Origin of the sequence: Pantoea sp. PNA 03-3, from assembly GCF_003201175.1 — a bacterium.
GTDB classification, from domain to species: Bacteria; Pseudomonadota; Gammaproteobacteria; order Enterobacterales; family Enterobacteriaceae; genus Pantoea; species Pantoea stewartii.
The window spans coordinates 1-16,530 of sequence record NZ_QICO01000009.1; the positions used below are offsets into that span (position 1 = coordinate 1).

15 protein-coding genes, 1 tRNA gene and 2 rRNA genes are annotated in these 16,530 nt (G+C 52.6%); 4 read left to right on the forward strand and 14 right to left on the reverse strand.

Going from position 1 to position 16,530, the window contains the following annotated elements; genetic code table 11:
- Positions 1 to 136: 136 nt before the first annotated feature.
- From rrf (C7433_RS19480) to rrf (C7433_RS19490), 3 genes are all read left to right on the forward strand, one after another.
- Positions 137 to 252, forward strand: a 5S ribosomal RNA gene (rrf, locus tag C7433_RS19480).
- A 55-nt stretch (positions 253 to 307) separates the two neighbouring features.
- Positions 308 to 383 (forward strand) — tRNA-Thr (locus C7433_RS19485).
- A gap of 37 nt (positions 384 to 420) precedes the next feature.
- Positions 421 to 536, forward strand: a 5S ribosomal RNA gene (rrf, locus tag C7433_RS19490).
- A 527-nt stretch (positions 537 to 1,063) separates the two neighbouring features.
- Here rrf (C7433_RS19490) and C7433_RS19495 read toward each other — a convergent pair.
- The 14 genes from C7433_RS19495 to msrP all read right to left on the reverse strand — a co-directional run bounded on the left by C7433_RS19495 (position 1,064) and on the right by msrP (position 14,233).
- Positions 1,064 to 1,822: an amino acid ABC transporter ATP-binding protein gene (locus C7433_RS19495; RefSeq protein WP_033740081.1), complete on the reverse strand. Its 759-nt coding sequence runs from the start codon at positions 1,820 to 1,822 to the stop codon at positions 1,064 to 1,066.
- A 7-nt stretch (positions 1,823 to 1,829) separates the two neighbouring features.
- Positions 1,830 to 2,930, reverse strand: coding sequence for an amino acid ABC transporter permease (locus tag C7433_RS19500; RefSeq protein ID WP_369974391.1), 1,101 nt, complete (start codon positions 2,928 to 2,930; stop codon positions 1,830 to 1,832).
- A 15-nt stretch (positions 2,931 to 2,945) separates the two neighbouring features.
- Entirely contained in the window at positions 2,946 to 4,124 is a 1,179-nt protein-coding gene (locus C7433_RS19505) for an amino acid ABC transporter permease (protein ID WP_033740078.1), read from the reverse strand.
- Positions 4,125 to 4,192: 68 nt separating this feature from the next.
- Positions 4,193 to 5,218, reverse strand: coding sequence for an amino acid ABC transporter substrate-binding protein (locus C7433_RS19510; RefSeq protein WP_033740076.1), 1,026 nt, complete (start codon positions 5,216 to 5,218; stop codon positions 4,193 to 4,195).
- Between the two features lie 546 nt (positions 5,219 to 5,764).
- Positions 5,765 to 6,061, reverse strand: a complete 297-nt coding sequence (fis, locus tag C7433_RS19515; RefSeq protein ID WP_003855228.1) for a DNA-binding transcriptional regulator Fis — start codon at positions 6,059 to 6,061, stop codon at positions 5,765 to 5,767.
- A gap of 23 nt (positions 6,062 to 6,084) precedes the next feature.
- On the reverse strand, positions 6,085 to 7,050 hold the full coding sequence (dusB, locus tag C7433_RS19520; RefSeq protein ID WP_033740115.1) for a tRNA dihydrouridine synthase DusB: 966 nt from the start codon (positions 7,048 to 7,050) through the stop codon (positions 6,085 to 6,087).
- Positions 7,051 to 7,450: 400 nt separating this feature from the next.
- Positions 7,451 to 8,335, reverse strand: coding sequence for a 50S ribosomal protein L11 methyltransferase (gene prmA / locus C7433_RS19525; RefSeq protein WP_033740074.1), 885 nt, complete (start codon positions 8,333 to 8,335; stop codon positions 7,451 to 7,453).
- Positions 8,336 to 8,350: 15 nt separating this feature from the next.
- Complete coding sequence (gene panF / locus C7433_RS19530) at positions 8,351 to 9,796, reverse strand: sodium/pantothenate symporter (RefSeq protein WP_110268749.1); 1,446 nt, start codon at positions 9,794 to 9,796, stop codon at positions 8,351 to 8,353.
- Positions 9,786 to 10,028 carry a YhdT family protein gene (locus C7433_RS19535; protein WP_033740072.1) on the reverse strand — a complete coding sequence of 81 codons (243 nt, stop codon included), beginning with the start codon at positions 10,026 to 10,028 and terminating at the stop codon, positions 9,786 to 9,788. Before C7433_RS19535 ends, panF begins: the two co-directional genes overlap by 11 nt.
- A gap of 72 nt (positions 10,029 to 10,100) precedes the next feature.
- A complete protein-coding gene (gene accC, locus C7433_RS19540) occupies positions 10,101 to 11,450 on the reverse strand; it encodes an acetyl-CoA carboxylase biotin carboxylase subunit (protein ID WP_039341728.1) in 1,350 nt (449 codons plus the stop codon).
- Between the two features lie 11 nt (positions 11,451 to 11,461).
- Positions 11,462 to 11,926, reverse strand: coding sequence for an acetyl-CoA carboxylase biotin carboxyl carrier protein (accB, locus tag C7433_RS19545; RefSeq protein WP_033740068.1), 465 nt, complete (start codon positions 11,924 to 11,926; stop codon positions 11,462 to 11,464).
- Positions 11,927 to 11,951: 25 nt separating this feature from the next.
- The gene (gene aroQ, locus C7433_RS19550; protein ID WP_033740114.1) at positions 11,952 to 12,404 is read right to left on the reverse strand and encodes a type II 3-dehydroquinate dehydratase; all 453 of its coding nucleotides are present in this window, start codon (positions 12,402 to 12,404) and stop codon (positions 11,952 to 11,954) included.
- Between the two features lie 221 nt (positions 12,405 to 12,625).
- Entirely contained in the window at positions 12,626 to 13,228 is a 603-nt protein-coding gene (msrQ, locus tag C7433_RS19555) for a protein-methionine-sulfoxide reductase heme-binding subunit MsrQ (RefSeq protein ID WP_110268750.1), read from the reverse strand.
- A complete protein-coding gene (gene msrP, locus C7433_RS19560) occupies positions 13,229 to 14,233 on the reverse strand; it encodes a protein-methionine-sulfoxide reductase catalytic subunit MsrP (protein ID WP_110268751.1) in 1,005 nt (334 codons plus the stop codon).
- Positions 14,234 to 14,515: 282 nt separating this feature from the next.
- On the opposite strand from msrP, the gene csrD reads away from it, so the two are divergent.
- Positions 14,516 to 16,465 carry an RNase E specificity factor CsrD gene (csrD, locus tag C7433_RS19565; RefSeq protein ID WP_110268752.1) on the forward strand — a complete coding sequence of 650 codons (1,950 nt, stop codon included), beginning with the start codon at positions 14,516 to 14,518 and terminating at the stop codon, positions 16,463 to 16,465.
- Positions 16,466 to 16,530: the final 65 nt, after the last annotated feature.

Genomic DNA, 16,530 nt, shown 5'->3' on the forward strand with positions numbered 1-16,530 from the left:
TACCGGTACTAATGACCCGTGAGGCTTAACCTTACAACGCCAGAGGCGTTTTGGGTTGAGAGACAGAAGAATTTTCAGCCTTGTTTACCGGATAACGCCGTGCGGCCCGAGAGGGCGGTGCGGCAGACAGAATCTGCCTGGCGGCTGTAGCGCGGTGGTCCCACCTGACCCCATGCCGAACTCAGAAGTGAAACGCCGTAGCGCCGATGGTAGTGTGGGGTCTCCCCATGCGAGAGTAGGGAACTGCCAGGCATCAAATTGAACGACCCGAGCATCAGCATAATAATGCCGGGAATACCTGTTGCGTGCTGATATGGCTCAGTTGGTAGAGCGCACCCTTGGTAAGGGTGAGGTCCCCAGTTCGACTCTGGGTATCAGCACCAGTTATATATGGCTAGAGTTCGGCGAATAAAGAATTTGCCTGGCGGCTGTAGCGCGGTGGTCCCACCTGACCCCATGCCGAACTCAGAAGTGAAACGCCGTAGCGCCGATGGTAGTGTGGGGTCTCCCCATGCGAGAGTAGGGAACTGCCAGGCATCAATAAAGTAGAGAAGCCCCGTACGAAAGTACGGGGCTTTTTTACGTCGGTTATTCGCCTGAAACCGAAAGGGACGAGCCGATCACCTCAGCGGAAGCCGCGCTACCGCCGGCACCAAAGTCGTGAAACTCGCCTCATTGGTGGGCTGGCTGACTTCCGCAACGTCGATTTCTACCTGTCGCCAGCAGGCTCGTCCACATAAAGTGCATCACGGGCCAGCTCAGGCAGACGCGTATCAGGGTTAAAGCGGAAAGACCTGTGGATCACCCTATAAGCCGTCAGTAAACCCGCCTGAATCACCCATATCCGATCAATGCACAGACGAGCACTGGCTGGGCCAGCTCACCTTTGCTGGATACAGCACGATTCAGGCATGCACCGTCGACGACAACGTATCGTCAGTTGCTAAAAAGCGGAGTTTTATAAAGGATGACGGTGGATTTACAACGTGGTGCATCATCCGGACAGGAAAGGTCAGAACCGTACCTCTGTCAGAGACGGAGGTACGGTCAGAAACGAGAGCGGTCAGTGAATAACCTGGGACAGGAAAGCGCGGGTACGTTCTGACTTCGGATTTGCAAAAAACTCCTGCGGTGGCGCAACCTCCACGATCTCGCCGCGATCCATAAAGATCACCCGATCGGCAACGGTACGTGCAAAGCCCATCTCATGCGTGACACACAGCATCGTCATGCCATCTTCTGCAAGCCCAATCATGGTATCCAGCACCTCTTTCACCATTTCCGGATCCAGGGCAGAGGTGGGCTCATCAAACAGCATAATTTTAGGTTTCATGCACAATGAACGCGCAATCGCGACACGCTGCTGTTGGCCGCCTGAAAGCTGACCAGGAAACTTATGCGCGTGTTCAGCAATGCGTACGCGCTGCAGATAGTGCATCGCAAGCTCCTCCGCTTCTTTTTTGGCAATCTTACGCACCCACATCGGCGCTAGCGTACAGTTCTGCAAAACCGTAAGGTGAGGAAAAAGATTAAAGTGCTGAAAGACCATACCGACTTCAGTACGAACGCGCTCAATATTCCGTACGTCATCATTCAGATGAATACCATCGACCACAATACGCCCCTTCTGATGTTCCTCCAGATGGTTGATACAACGAATCGTCGTCGACTTTCCAGACCCTGACGGACCGCATAACACGATACGTTCGCGCGGTTTCACCTGCAGATTAATGTCTTTCAGCACATGAAACTGGCCGTACCATTTGTTCACATTTTCAAGCGAAATCATCGCATTGGTTGAATCAGTTATTATTTGTGTCATAGAAACCTCAGTGCGATTTACGCCCGGTGTGAAAACGTTTTTCCAGATACTGGCTGTAACGTGACATGCTAAAACAGAAAATCCAGTAGACCAGCGCCGCAAAGACATAGCCCTCTGTCGACATGCCCAGCCAGGCCGGATCGACCGTAGCCTGTTGAACGCTGCTAAACAGATCGAACAAACCGATGATGATAACCAGGCTGGTATCTTTGAATAACGCAATAATGGTATTCACCAGGCCTGGAATGGTGAGTTTTAACGCCTGAGGGAGGATCACCAGCATCTGGGTCTTCCAGTATCCCAGGGCAAGGGATTCAGCGGCTTCATACTGTCCTTTTGGTAATGCCTGCAGCCCACCGCGAACTACCTCGGCCACATACGCCGACTGGAACAGAATCACGCCGACTAAGGCACGTACCAGTTTGTCGATAGTGGTTCCCTCTGCCATAAACAGCGGCAGCATGACCGATGACATGAACAGCACGGTGATCAGCGGAACGCCACGCCAGAACTCAATAAAGATGACAGACAGCGTACGGACAACAGGCATTTTAGAGCGGCGCCCTAACGCCAGCAAAATGCCTAAAGGTAAGGCGCCCGCAATGCCCACCGAGGCGATGATCAGGGTCAGCGTTAAGCCGCCCCACTGGCGCGTTTCCACGCGATCCAGTCCCAAAAACCCACCGTACAGTAAAAACCAGACGATCAGCGGATAGCATACCGCCCAGACGGCGATATAGCGTCCACGAAAGGGCAACCGTTTCAGGAGCATGGGCACAATCGACACTAAGCCAATCACCAGCGCAAGATTAATGCGCCAGCGCAGCTCATGAGGATAGAGCCCATACATAAACTGACCAAAACGGGCATGAATGAAGACCCAGCATGCGCCTTCTTTTGTGCAGTCTGCGCGCGTAGTGCCAAACCAGTTGGCATCAAAGATCAGCCAGTTCAGCGCCGGGGGGATCAGGTGCCAGATCAGCCAGATACATAACAACGTCAGTAAGGTGTTAAACCATCCTGAAAACAGGTTTTTGCGGGCCCATAGCCAGCCCCGGCTCAGCGGCGAGGAGGCTACGGGCGTCGTTTCATGTGCAGTGACAGACATAGTCATCCCGTGTTCTTAACGCTCAACCAGCGCGATTTTGCGGTTATAAAGATTCATCAACAGTGAAATCAGCAGGCTGATAATCAGGTAGACGCTCATCGTAATCGCAATGGTTTCAATAGCCTGACCGGTCTGATTCAGCACCGTACCGGCAAACAGCGACACCATGTCCGGGTAACCTATCGCGGCAGCCAGAGAGGAGTTTTTGACGATATTGAGATACTGGCTGGTCAGGGGCGGAATAATCACTCGCATGGCCTGAGGAATGATGACCTGACGCAGCGTGACGGGATTCGGTAACCCCAGTGAACGCGCCGCTTCATGCTGTCCGTAAGGCACAGCCTGAATACCTGAGCGAATCACCTCGGCAATGAAAGATGACGTATAGATCGACAGGGCCAGCGTGAGCGCTGCCAGCTCAGGTATCATGACGAAGCCGCCCCGGAAGTTAAACCCACGCAACTCCGGGATATCCCAGTGCATGGCGGCACCAAAAACTGCATGCGCAACCAGCGGGAACAGGATCAGCATCGCAACAGCTGCGGGCCAGGAGCGACGTAACTGACCGGTTTTAAGCTGATGCTGTCGGTTAAAACGGTATAAACCGTAGCTCGCTACCACAGCCAGTGCTAGAGCGATAACGAAAGGCCAGGTACCAGGCGCATAGGTCGGCCAGGGAATATACAGGCCACGATTACTCACGAAGGCGAGATCAAAGGCATTCAGCGCCTGACGCGGGCCGGGCAGGTTACGCAACACCGCGAAATACCAAAAGAAAATCTGCAATAACGGCGGGATATTGCGGAAGATTTCAATGTAGATATTCGCGATTTTACGTAATAACCAGTTCTCTGAGAGACGCGCCAGGCCAATAAAGAAGCCCAGTATGGAAGCAAATACAATACAAAGTGCGGAAACCAGCAGGGTATTTGTCAGGCCAACCAGAAATACCCGTGCGTAGGTATCCCCTTCGGAATAATCAATAAGATGCTGAACGATGCCGAAACCCGCATTACGTTCTAAAAAACCAAACCCGGAAGTGATACCGCGATTAGCGAGATTGATGACGGTGTTGTGGACGAGATAACCCACCACAGACAGTACGATAACGATCGCCACGATCTGGTAAAGCCAGGCGCGAACCGTGGGATTACCGAACGAAAAATCCCTTTTCACGGTTGGGCGTTGTGACATGTTGAAACCTCAATAACGAAAGCCTTGCTGGGGCACCGCAGAAAACGGTGCCCGACGGGGAGGTAGACTTAACGAACCGGTGGTGCGTACTGAATACCACCCTGGTTCCAGAGCGCATTCTGGCCACGAGCGATTTTCAGCGGGCTGTCTTTACCGACGTTGCGATCAAAACTTTCCTGATAGTTACCGACCTGCTTGATGATGTTGTACGCCCATTTGTTATCGAGCTTCAGATCTTTGCCATAGTCACCCTCGGCACCTAACAGGTGAGCCATATCGGGCGTCGCTGGCTTCGCGGCTTTCTCATCCACGTTTTTAGAGGTGATGCCCATTTCTTCGGCGTTCAGCATGGCAAACAGTGACCATTTCACGATGGTGAACCAGTCATCATCACCACGACGAACAACAGGACCCAACGGTTCTTTAGAGATGACTTCCGGCAGAACAATAAAGTCGTCTGGTTTACCTAATTTGATACGCAGTGCATAAAGTTGTGACTGATCGGAAGCCAGCGTATCGCAACGGCCGCTATCCAGTGCTTTTGCCGATTCGTCGGAGCGGTCAAATGTCACCGGGGTGTACTGCATCTTGTTCGCTTTGAAATAATCCGCAACGTTCAGTTCAGTGTCAGTACCGGCCTGAATACAGACGGTGGCACCATCCAGCTCTTTCGCACTTTTCAGGCCCGCTTTTTTGTGTGTCAGGAAACCAATGCCGTCATAGTAGTTAACACCGGTAAACATGAAGCCCATGCCGCCATCACGTGATGAGGTCCAGGTAGTGTTACGAGAAAGCACGTCCACTTCGCCAGACTGTAATGCGGTGAAGCGCTCTTTTGCGGTCAGCGGGGTATATTTTACTTTTGTTGCATCACCAAATACGGCTGCTGCCGCGGCACGACAGATATCCACATCAAGACCGGTAAATTTACCGCTGGCGTCTGCATAAGAGAAACCTGGCAGGCCATCGCTGATACCACATTGAACGAATCCTTTCTTTTTAATCGCATCCAGCGTGGCGCCTGCGTGGGCTTGCTGAGCAACGGCGAGCAGCGAAGCCGCAGCAACCAGAGTAGAGAGCATCATCTTTTTCATAAAGCATCCTGTGTGGCATGTCGTGTTGTGTTGTTATGTAGTGCGCACTTTGGTGTGCGTTTCCTGTCTGTGGCGATCAGCCATCCACGACTTTGCAAAGCCAGTGCCAGGTTTGCAGAATTCTGAATTCACCTGAAATATCGGGTAATAATCTGAATTATCCGGAAGGCTGCAATAATATGGCGCACCAAAAGGATGCATTTCGAGTCGGGTAGATCACATTTAGTGCAATTTGTTTCACTATTTAGCAACAGTGTGAGCCTGTTTGCATGTGGCTTATGTAAGCAGACATGAGATTGCTTAAAAAGGTAGCCGTGCTCACAAAAGGCCGACAGGGCTGGGCTGAAGGGCATGGTGGTACAAAAGATAAAGGCCGCGAAGAAGAGAAAATGTGAAAGGTAAGTCTGTTAAAGTCACGCTGGCGACTGCAACTACAGTTACCATATGTGATGCAACTGTTTCAGCGTTTTTAAAAAAATTTGCGTAGTAGCGCACAAATAAAAACGCCAGCCCGAAGGCTGGCGAGATTAACGGTGTGAACCTGAATCAGTTCATGCCGTATTTTTTCAGTTTCTTACGCAGCGTACCGCGGTTGATACCCATCATCAGGGCAGCACGGGTCTGGTTGCCACGGGTATACTGCATCACCATGTCCAACAGAGGCTGCTCGACTTCAGCCAAAACCAGCTCATACAGGTCACTCACATCCTGACCATTCAGTTGAGCAAAATAGTTCTTCAGTGCCTGTTTAACCGAATCACGCAAAGGTTTTTGAGTTACCTGATCCTGTGAGTTAACGGTAGAAACGGTCAGTACGTCAGAATTTACGCGTTGTTCGAACATAGTTCTTTCAGCTCTTTATTTCGTTACGCAAGATTTTCGAAGTATGCCTCCAACGCCTCCAGCTGTTCGCTGGCATCCTCAATGGCGTTGAATGTGCGCCGAAACTGGTCATTTGGGGCATGTTCCTGGAGATACCAGGACACGTGCTTCCGCGCTATACGGTATCCCTTGCCTGGACCGTAAAAGTCGTGCAGCTCACGTATATGCGAAACAAGCAAACGCTTGACCTCTGCCAGTGGCAGCGGGGCAAGCAGCTCCCCAGTGTCCAGATAATGCTGGATTTCCCGGAAGATCCACGGTCTTCCCTGAGCAGCACGTCCTATCATCAAAGCGTCGGCTCCGGTGTAGTCGAGCACTGCTCTGGCTTTATGCGGGTCAGTTATGTCTCCGTTCGCGATAATCGGAATAGAGACACTCTGCTTAACTGTCCGAATGCTGTCGTATTCAGCGTCTCCGTTGAACAGGCAGGCACGAGTGCGGCCATGTATCGTCAAAGCCTGAATGCCACAACGCTCAGCCAATTGGGCAATCGCGACACAGTTTCTGTTTTCTGGATCCCAACCGGTACGGATTTTCAATGTGACCGGTACATCAACCGCATTTACCACGGCAGAGAGAATAGACTCGACCACGGCAGGATATTGCAGTAAGGCCGACCCCGCCATTTTGCGGTTCACCTTTTTGGCTGGGCAACCCATATTAATATCAATCACCTGTGCACCAGCATCGACATTAATACGTGCAGCCTGAGCCATCTCACTGGGATCACAGCCTGCAATCTGGACGGCACGAATGCCGGGTTCATCACTGTGCACCATGCGTAAACGAGATTTGTCACTGGCCCACACTTCGGGATTGGATGACAACATCTCAGAAACCGCCATTCCTGCACCCATCTCATGACAAAGCGTTCTGAAAGGCCTGTCTGTAATACCGGCCATCGGTGCCGCAATCAGTCGATTTCTCAGCTGGAGGTTTCCAATGCGCATGAAGTCGTAATGCCATACTGTGTCTGCAAGGCGGCGTATATTACGCATTTTTTTCTTAAGATGAAAGGCCAAACTTTGAACAATTCGCAAGAAAACTGCTTTTAGTCTGCTCTGACAAGGGTGTTATGGATAAATGACATTAAAAATCATGGCGTTATCCAGTTATGTTTATTTTGTGAACAAAGGTTTTTCCGACGAAGATTCGGCATTCGCCAGATAAAAAACGTCACATACCGTGATTAACGACACAACACGCCGTACAGACGGTTGACAAAAGCATAGCGATTGAGCGTGAAAGGCAGCGACGACCAGACAGGTTCGCTTTCATCTGTATGAGGAGAAGGTATACAGCCCTGCGACGTTCGCAGGGCAGAGTCTGACGCTCGCATCGTTTACGACGCTAAGCGTTTTTTACACCCGTAATCCGGCACCATTCTTCCTTAACGGCGACAGGGTCCAGCGCAAAGTGCATGGCATAAGCTTCACAGACACTCTCGGCCTGGCTTTCCAGCACGCCTGATAACCCCAGATGCCCGCCTGGTTTAGGCAGCACGCGGATAAGCGGCGCTAACTCACGCAGCGGTCCGGCAAGAATGTTTGCCACCACCACATCAGCCTGCAGGTTTTCCGGTTGCTGATGCGGCAGATAAAGAGACAGACGGTCCGCCACCCCATTGCGCTCGGCATTGTCGCGGCTGGCCTGAATCGCCTGAGGATCGATATCAATGCCTATGGCCTGCGCTGCACCCAGCTTTAAGGCGGCGATCGCCAGGATCCCAGAGCCGCAGCCAAAATCGATCACCGTTTTACCGTTCAGATCCAGACCGTCGAGCCACGTCAGACAGAGCGATGTGGTGGGATGTGTGCCGGTTCCGAAAGCCAGCCCGGGATCCAGCATGACATTGACGGCATTCGGATCGGGCACATCGCGCCAGCTCGGGCAGATCCACAAGCGTTCGCCAAAGCGCATAGGATGGAAGTTCTCCATCCACTCGCGTTCCCAGTCTTTGTCTTCGATCTGCTCGATCTTGTGGCGAAAATTCTCTCCCAGCAGTGGATGCTGTGAAAGTTCGGCAATGACGCCTTCCATGTCGCTTTCGGCATCGAACAACCCGATAACATCGGTATCGCCCCATAAACGGGTTTCCCCGGGCAGAGGTTCGTAGACGGGCGTGTCATGGGTATCCTGAAAGGTCACTGACACGGCACCGGTTTCCATCAGTGCATCGCTCAGCGCCTCTGCGTTGGCGCCAGAACTGTTAATTTTGATTTGAATCCACGGCATAACATCTCTCTTAATTCAGTGTTGTGGTGCGTTAACCACGGCGGGTAAACGCCCAAACAGATTGCCGACCAGGAACGCCAGCAGACTTAACAATAAGGAAGGCACGATGGGATGAAATCCCCACAGTTGCAGGCCCAGGGTTGCCTGAATGGCATAACAGCCTCCGCCCACCACCATCCCGCTGAGCGCGCCTGCGGCATTGGCGCGTTCCCAATATAACCCCAGAACCAGCGGCCACAGGAATACTGCCTCCAGCCCACCAAACGCCAGCAGGTTAAGCCAGATAATCATGTCGGGCGGATGCCAGGCCACGAACAGCAAAACGACACCCAGGGCAAATGTCACCGTGCCCGATAACATCCGCAGTCGTGGCTCATTGTCCAGTTGCTGAGGTGCGAGGCGTAAATACAGATCTTTAACCAGCGTAGCGGAAGCCTGCAACAGCTGCGCATTGATGGTCGACATGATCGCCGCCATCGGCGCCGCTAAAAACAGCCCTGCGGCCAGCGGCGGCAGGACGGTAATCATCAGCGTCGGGATAACCCGATCCGGCACGGTCAGATCGGGCAATATGGCGCGGCCCAGCGCGCCTGCCAGATGCATTCCCAGCATCAGTACCACCACCACGATAGTGCCGAGAACAATCGCCCGGTGAACGGCTTTACTGTCCTTGTAGGAAATACAGCGGACAGCGGTGTGGGGCAGACCGATAACGCCAAAACAGACCAGAACGATAAACGAACTCAGGAACGTCGGCGTAATGATATCGCCCGGCCCCTCAGGAGACAGCAGTTTGGGATCAATCGCATGCAGTTTTTCTACAGCAGTGTGGATCCCTCCGGCATGGTGAATAATCGCAAACAGCAGCAAAAAGGTGCCAATCAGCATCACAATGCCCTGCATGGCATCGTTAAGCACGCTGGCCCGGAAGCCGCCAAATGCCGTATAAAGCGCGATAGTCCCACCGAAGATCAGTAATCCCGTGTCGTAGGGGATACCGGCTGCGGTTTCCAGCAGGCGTGCGCCACCGATAAACTGCACGGCCATCGCGCCCACAAAGGCAACGAGTAAACTCAGGCTGGCCAGGACCACCAATAGTGTGCTGCCATAGCGCGCATAGAGCATATCGTTAAGCGTGACCGCATTATGCTTACGCGCCAGAATGGCAAATTTCTTCCCCAGTACACCCAGTGAAAGCCAGACAGCAGGAACCTGAACCATGGCCAGCAGCACCCAGCCCAGACCATATTTATACGCTGCGCCTGGGCCACCGATAAAGGAGCTGGCGCTGATATAGGTGGTGGTGATGGTCATAGCCAGCACAAATCCGCCCATCGAACGGCTACCCAGAAAATACTCGGTCAGGAAATTTCCTTTGCGCTGTTTACGCATCGCAAAGACGGACAGACCGGCAATAACGACCAGATAAGCCAACAGTGGCAGGATGATTTCAGTGTTCATCTTCCTCCTCAAGAGACATCTCACGGAAGCGTGTACGGACCATTAGCCAGCACAGAAAAATGAACAGCAGAGGCGCAAAAATGCAGGAGAGCTCAAACCAGCGTGGCAAACCGGTTATGCCAACCGCATCGCCGCCCGACCAGGCGGAAATGCCCCAGACAGCCAGCCAGGCCAGCGTGAGACAGAGCGACCAGCGAGCCTCTTTGTGAGCCTGTAAAAAACGCGCGTCCATGATGTGACCTTAACGCCAGCGGGAAAAGAAAAAGGCCGGAATATCCGGCCTCAGACTAACTCAGCATTGCGATTACTTCTCGTGCAGGCCGAGTTTTTTCTCCAGATAGTGGATATTGGTACCACCGTGCTGGAAGTTTTCATCGGACATGATTTTCATCTGCAGTTCGATGTTGGTTTTGATGCCGTCGATAATCAGCTCCGCCAGCGCGTTTTTCATACGGGCAATGGCGATATCACGGGTTTCACCGTAGGTGATGAGCTTTCCGATCATGGAATCATAATACGGCGGCACGCTGTAACCCGCATAAATATGGGATTCCCAACGCACACCAAAACCACCCGGTGCATGGAAACGGGTAATCTTACCAGGGCTTGGCAGGAAGGTGACCGGATCCTCGGCGTTGATACGGCATTCAACCGCATGACCGCGAATAATCACATCTTCTTGCTTGATTGACAGCGGCTGGCCAGCAGCAATACGCAGCTGCTCTTTAATCAGGTCGACGCCGGTGATCATTTCGGTGACCGGATGTTCAACCTGAATACGGGTGTTCATTTCAATGAAATAGAACTCGCCATTCTCGTACAGGAACTCAAACGTCCCTGCGCCGCGATAGCCGATATCGATACAGGCTTTAGTACAACGCTCACCGATGAATGAACGCAGCTCTGGCGTAATGCCCGGTGCTGGCGCTTCTTCCACGACTTTCTGGTGGCGGCGCTGCATAGAACAGTCACGCTCGCCCAGATAGATGGCGTTGCCCTGGCCATCAGCCAGAACCTGGATTTCGATGTGACGTGGATTTTCCAGATACTTCTCCATGTACACCATGTCGTTGTTGAAAGCCGCTTTGGCTTCCGCTTTCGTCATGTTGATGGATTGTTCCAGATCTTTGTCACTGCGCACAACGCGCATACCACGACCGCCGCCGCCGCCGGAGGCTTTAATAATGACCGGATAGCCGATGCGCTTGGCGAAGGCACGGTTTTTTTCCATGTCATCGGTCAGTGAGCCATCGGAGCCAGGTACGGTCGGCACGCCAGCTTTCTTCATCGCCGTGATGGCCGACACTTTATCGCCCATCAGGCGGATGGTGTCAGCTTTTGGACCCACAAAGATAAAGCCAGAGCGCTCAACCTGCTCAGCAAAATCCGCGTTCTCAGACAGGAAGCCGTAGCCAGGGTGAATCGCCACCGCGCCGGTGATTTCTGCAGCAGAGATCAACGCCGGGATGTTGAGATAACTTTTGACCGACTGTGCCGGGCCGATGCAAACCGTTTCGTCTGCCAGCAGCACGTGTTTCAGGTCACGGTCCGCGCTTGAGTGAACAGCGACAGTCTTAATGCCCAGTTCTTTACAGGCACGCAGAATGCGCAGTGCAATCTCACCGCGGTTAGCAATAACAATTTTATCCAGCATGGTTCGCCCCGTTATTCGATGACAACAAGTGGCTCGTCAAATTCTACCGGTTGACCACTTTCGACCAGAATGGCTTTAACAACGCCAGATTTGTCGGCTTCGATCTGGTTCATCATTTTCATGGCTTCAACGATGCACAGCGTGTCACCGGCATTGACTTTCTGGCCCACTTCCACAAACGCTTTCGCATCCGGGCTTGGTGTGCGGTAGAAGGTACCGACCATCGGTGAACGTACGATGTGACCACTGATTTCTGCTGGTGCAGCTTCTGCGACAGCGGCAACAGGTGCCACGGCGCTCGCCAGCGCCGGTTGCTGAGCAACAGGCGCAGCATAAGCCTGCTGCATCATCGGATAACCAGTGTTTGCAGGTGCACGACTGATACGAACAGACTCTTCACCTTCGGAAATCTCCAGCTCAGAAATGCCAGATTCTTCAACCAGTTCGATCAGTTTTTTAATTTTACGAATATCCATGAATGGGGTTCCGTACTCAGTTTGATTAATTAGTATGAGACAGGCGCTTTACTGCCGTTTGTAATGCCCACGAGTAGCCATCGGCGCCAAGCCCACAAATAACGCCCGCAGAGACATCAGAAAAATAGGAATGTTGGCGGAAGGGCTCGCGGCTGTGCACATTTGACAGATGAACTTCGATAAAGGGAATGTCCACTGCTAACAGCGCATCACGAAGTGCGACGCTGGTGTGCGTAAACGCGGCAGGATTGATGATGATATAATCCACGTTGCCTTTTGCCTCATGAATGCGATCAATGAGCTGATATTCAGCATTGGACTGCAAATGGCTTAACGCTACATTCAACTGGTCTGCCTGCTGCACCAGACGAGAAACGATCTGATCCAGCGTGACGTCCCCGTATTTTTCAGGCTCGCGCGTTCCCAACAGATTAAGGTTGGGACCGTTCAAAAGCAGAATATGTAATTTATCGGCCATCTTGCTGCCATCTCCCGCAATCATTGAGGCATCGCGTAAAATACCTTGCCGCTTTCCATTTGTCACCCGTCACGGTGAAAAAGAAGCGTCAAATCGCAATAAAGCCGGCCATTATATCCGTTTCGTGGCATTTCGCAGCAAAATACTGGTCTTATCTGCGAAGTTGATCGGATGCGGTCCGGAGACCGCATTTTTGCAGACGATAGCGGGGAAAAGAGCGGTTAAGGCGGCCACCACTTAATGAACTTTTTGTAACGCCAGGCTAACAGGACCAGAGCTAAAAGCGCATAAATAATGGGTTGCGGCGAAAGGATTTTGACTGACCAGAGATAATGGACAGGTGCCAGGATCGCGACCAGATAGATCAGGTTATGCAATGTTTGCCACCGTTTGCCGAGTTTACGCTGCATGCGCTGGAAAGACGTGACGGCCAGCGCCAACAAGATAAACCAGGAGAGGATCCCCAGCGTCAGATAGGGCCGGGAAATCAGCTCACTGCCCAGCAGGCCGATGTTATTTATTCCCAGCTCCAACAGGTAGTAGCTGGTCAAATGCAAACTGGCCCAGAAAAATGTCCAGATCCCCAGCAGGCGTCGGGTCCGAATGAGCAGGGGTTGTTTTATCAGGCGCGTTAAGGGCGACACCAGCAACGTAGCCAGCAGCAGTTTCAATGCCATTCGGCCGGTAAAATGCTGGATATCCTTTGCCGGGTCGGCGCTCAGTCCACCGTGCATCGCGGCCATGATCAAATAAACCAACGGCAGGAACGCAGCCAGATGCAACAGGACTTTAAGCCAGCCGATCTGCTTTATTGTCAGGCGCACTCAATAATTCTCCCGCAAATCCATGCCGCGATAGAGCGAGGCAACCTGATCGGCATAACCGTTGAAGAGTAACGTGGGCTGACGATCCACATTAAAGCTACTGCCCGGACCAATAAAACGTTCGGTCGCCTGTGACCAGCGTGGATGGTTCACATGGGGATTCACGTTGGCATAGAAACCATACTCATTGTCGGCAATCTGATTCCATGTCGTTGGCGGTTGATCGTGAGTGAGCGTAATTTTCACAATGGACTTGATGCCCTTAAAGCCATATTTCCACGGAACCGTCAGGCGAATCGGCGCACCATTCTGCGGCGGCAGCGCTTTACCGTATACGCCCGTTGTCAGAATCGTAAGCGGATGCATCGCTTCATCCAGGCGCAAACCTTCTACATAAGGGTAATTGAGCCCGCCGCCAATAAACCGGTCTTTTTGCCCTGGCATCTGATCGGGCGCGTACAGCGTCTGGAAGGCGACGAAGCGGGCTTTGTTGGTGGGTTCTGCCAGCTTCAGCAGTTTATTTAGTTCAAATCCGATCCAGGGAACGACCATCGACCAGGCTTCAACACAGCGCATGCGATAGATTCGTTGCTCCATCGCGAAGCGCTTAAAAATATCATCCATGTCCAGCGTCACGGGCTTAGCCACTTCGCCCTCAATTGTCAGTTTCCAGGGATCGGTTTTTAGGGTACCGGCGTTCGCCGCAGGATCGGCTTTATCCAGACCGAATTCGTAGAAATTGTTGTATCCGGAAACTTTATCGGCGGGCGTTAAGGGCAGGTTAGCCTGGTACTGGGCGGGTTTGGTAAAGTCAAGCGGACGGCCTGCGGGGGCAGCAGGGCGGTCGTTGCCTTTGAACCAGCTCAGGATATCAGCATTCGCCATGCCGGGAAGGCCCATGGCCGCGGCACCCAGCCCCAGCGTCTGAAGCACCCGACGACGGTTCATATTAAAGATGCTTTCTGGCGTTACATCTGCTTCGGTCAGGCTTTTAGTCGGCTTCATCGTTTTTCTCCAGGCGCGATAGTCTCAACCAGCATGATGACTATTACTTATGCTGGCGAATTTCGCTGCAAAAATGTGAAATTTCCTGGCTTCGCTCTCAAATGGGAATCCACTGAAAAATGTAGAATCAGGCGCTGTGAGATCTTCTCAGCGGTATACTTCGCCTTCACGCACAACGCCACTGTTGCCAGACGACATTTGTGTTATTTTGCTCAAATTTCTTCCGGCTGCCGTGCAGCGCCAGCGTGATCCGGCGACAACCGAAGTGAAACAGGCACAGGGATGCGATTAACGACCAAACTTTCTGCATTTATTACACTGATTAGCGTACTGGCAATGGTTTTAATGCTGGTGGGTTGTGCTTTTAGTGTTTTCTGGCTCACGCATCAGCGCGTCGAAAGTCGCGTACAGGTGCTGGCGACCGAAGTTGATAACGTCTTGCTGAGCCAGCCTCCCGATGCGCTCAAGGCCTGGCTGGCCCCGATGTTACCTGTTATTAACGCGGAGCAACTTTCTCTCTATAACGGTCGCCAACCTGTTTTTACGCTGTCCCGCCATGAAAATCAGATGCTCGAGCACGAAAAAAACCGCTATATCCATTTTGACATTGCGCTAATGCACCAACCGGGAATGCGGCTCCAGTTGACGATTCTCGATCCTGCACAAACCTGGCTACGCTCGATTCCTGCGACTTATACCCTTGTCGCCCTCGTGCTGGTTGTACTGATTATGGCGGTGATGCTGTCCATCATCCATCGCTGGCTGGTGCGTCAATGGCGCGGGATGGAACACCTGGAAAGTCGTTCGGCATCGATTCTTGCTGGCGAGCGTACCTTCTTCCGCCAAAAGCAGCGTGATGAGTGGCCGCCCAAAGCCAGTCGGGCGATCGATCAGCTTCTGTCAGATTTACAGGAAGCCGGCGAGCAGCGCGTTCGCATTGATACGTTAATTCGTACCTTTGCTGCGCAGGATGGCCGAACCGGGCTGAATAACCGGCTTTTCTTCGATAATCAGTTGGCCACCTTGCTGGAGGACCAGGAAGATGTCGGGACACACGGCGTGGTCATGATGATCCGCTTTCCTGAGCTCGACACGCACGATCACTCGCTTGGACCGGTGCTGGTTGAAGAGTACCTGTTTAACGTCGTCAATATGCTGTCCACTTTTGTCATGCGTTATCCCGGCGCGCTTCTTGCGCGTTATTTTCGCAGTGATTTTGCGGTATTGCTGCCGCACCGCAGCCTGAAAGAGGCCAACAGCATCGCTGACCAGTTAATTAATGCCGTTGATGCGTTACCTCCTATGCGCATGGTGAACCGTGACGACTTTATTCACATTGGTATCAGCGCCTGGCACAGTGGCCAGACGGTGCCGCAGGTAATGGAAAATGTGGAGATGGCGACGCGACGGGCAACGCTGTCCGGTGGCAATAACTGGTCAAACGGCGCGGGCAATCCGCAGGATGCCGGGCGCGGCAGTGTTCGCTGGCGCACTTTGCTGGAAAATACACTCAGTCGCGGTGGGCCGCGGCTCTATCAAAAACCTGCCGTGGACCGTGAGGGCAAGGTTCGTCATCGTGTCATACTCAGCCGCATCTTTGATGGTGATAAAGAAGTGCTGTCGGCTGAATACATGCCACTGGTGCAGCAGCTTGGGATGGTAGAGAGCTGGGACCGGCAGATGGTGTTGCGCATTGCCGCTTTGTCAGAGCTGTGGCCTGAAGAAACACTGGTTATCCCGGTCAGTATCGACTCTCTGTTAAAGCGTCCCTTTGTCGTCTGGTTGCAGCGAATGTTGCTGGCCTGCCCAAAAAGTCAGCGAAAACGATTTTTATTTGAACTTGCGGAAGGGGATGTTTGTCAACACATCAGCCGTTTGATTCCGGTGTTGCATTCGCTCCAGGCATTTGGCTGCCGGATTGCCATCAGTCAGGCAGGACTGACGGTAGTCAGTAGCGCCTATATCAGGCAACTGCCGGTCGCGTTAATCAAGCTGGATGCCGGCCTGGTGCGCAACATTGAGCGCCGTACTGAAAATCAGCTGTTTGTGCGGAGCTTGCTGGACGTCTGCAAGCCGACCGGTACCCGGCTTTATGCGGCAGGCGTTCGCACAAAAGCGGAGTGGCAAACTCTGGTCGAATTAGGCGTTGAAGGCGGGCAGGGCGACCTGTTTTCACCTTCTCAGCCGGTCAACAGTAATGTGAAAAAGTACTCGCAACGTTACCAGATTTAATCGTTTGCCTGAATTCGCCGGTTTTACGCCAGCTTTTAGTGAATACAGGACAACAAACAGGCAGA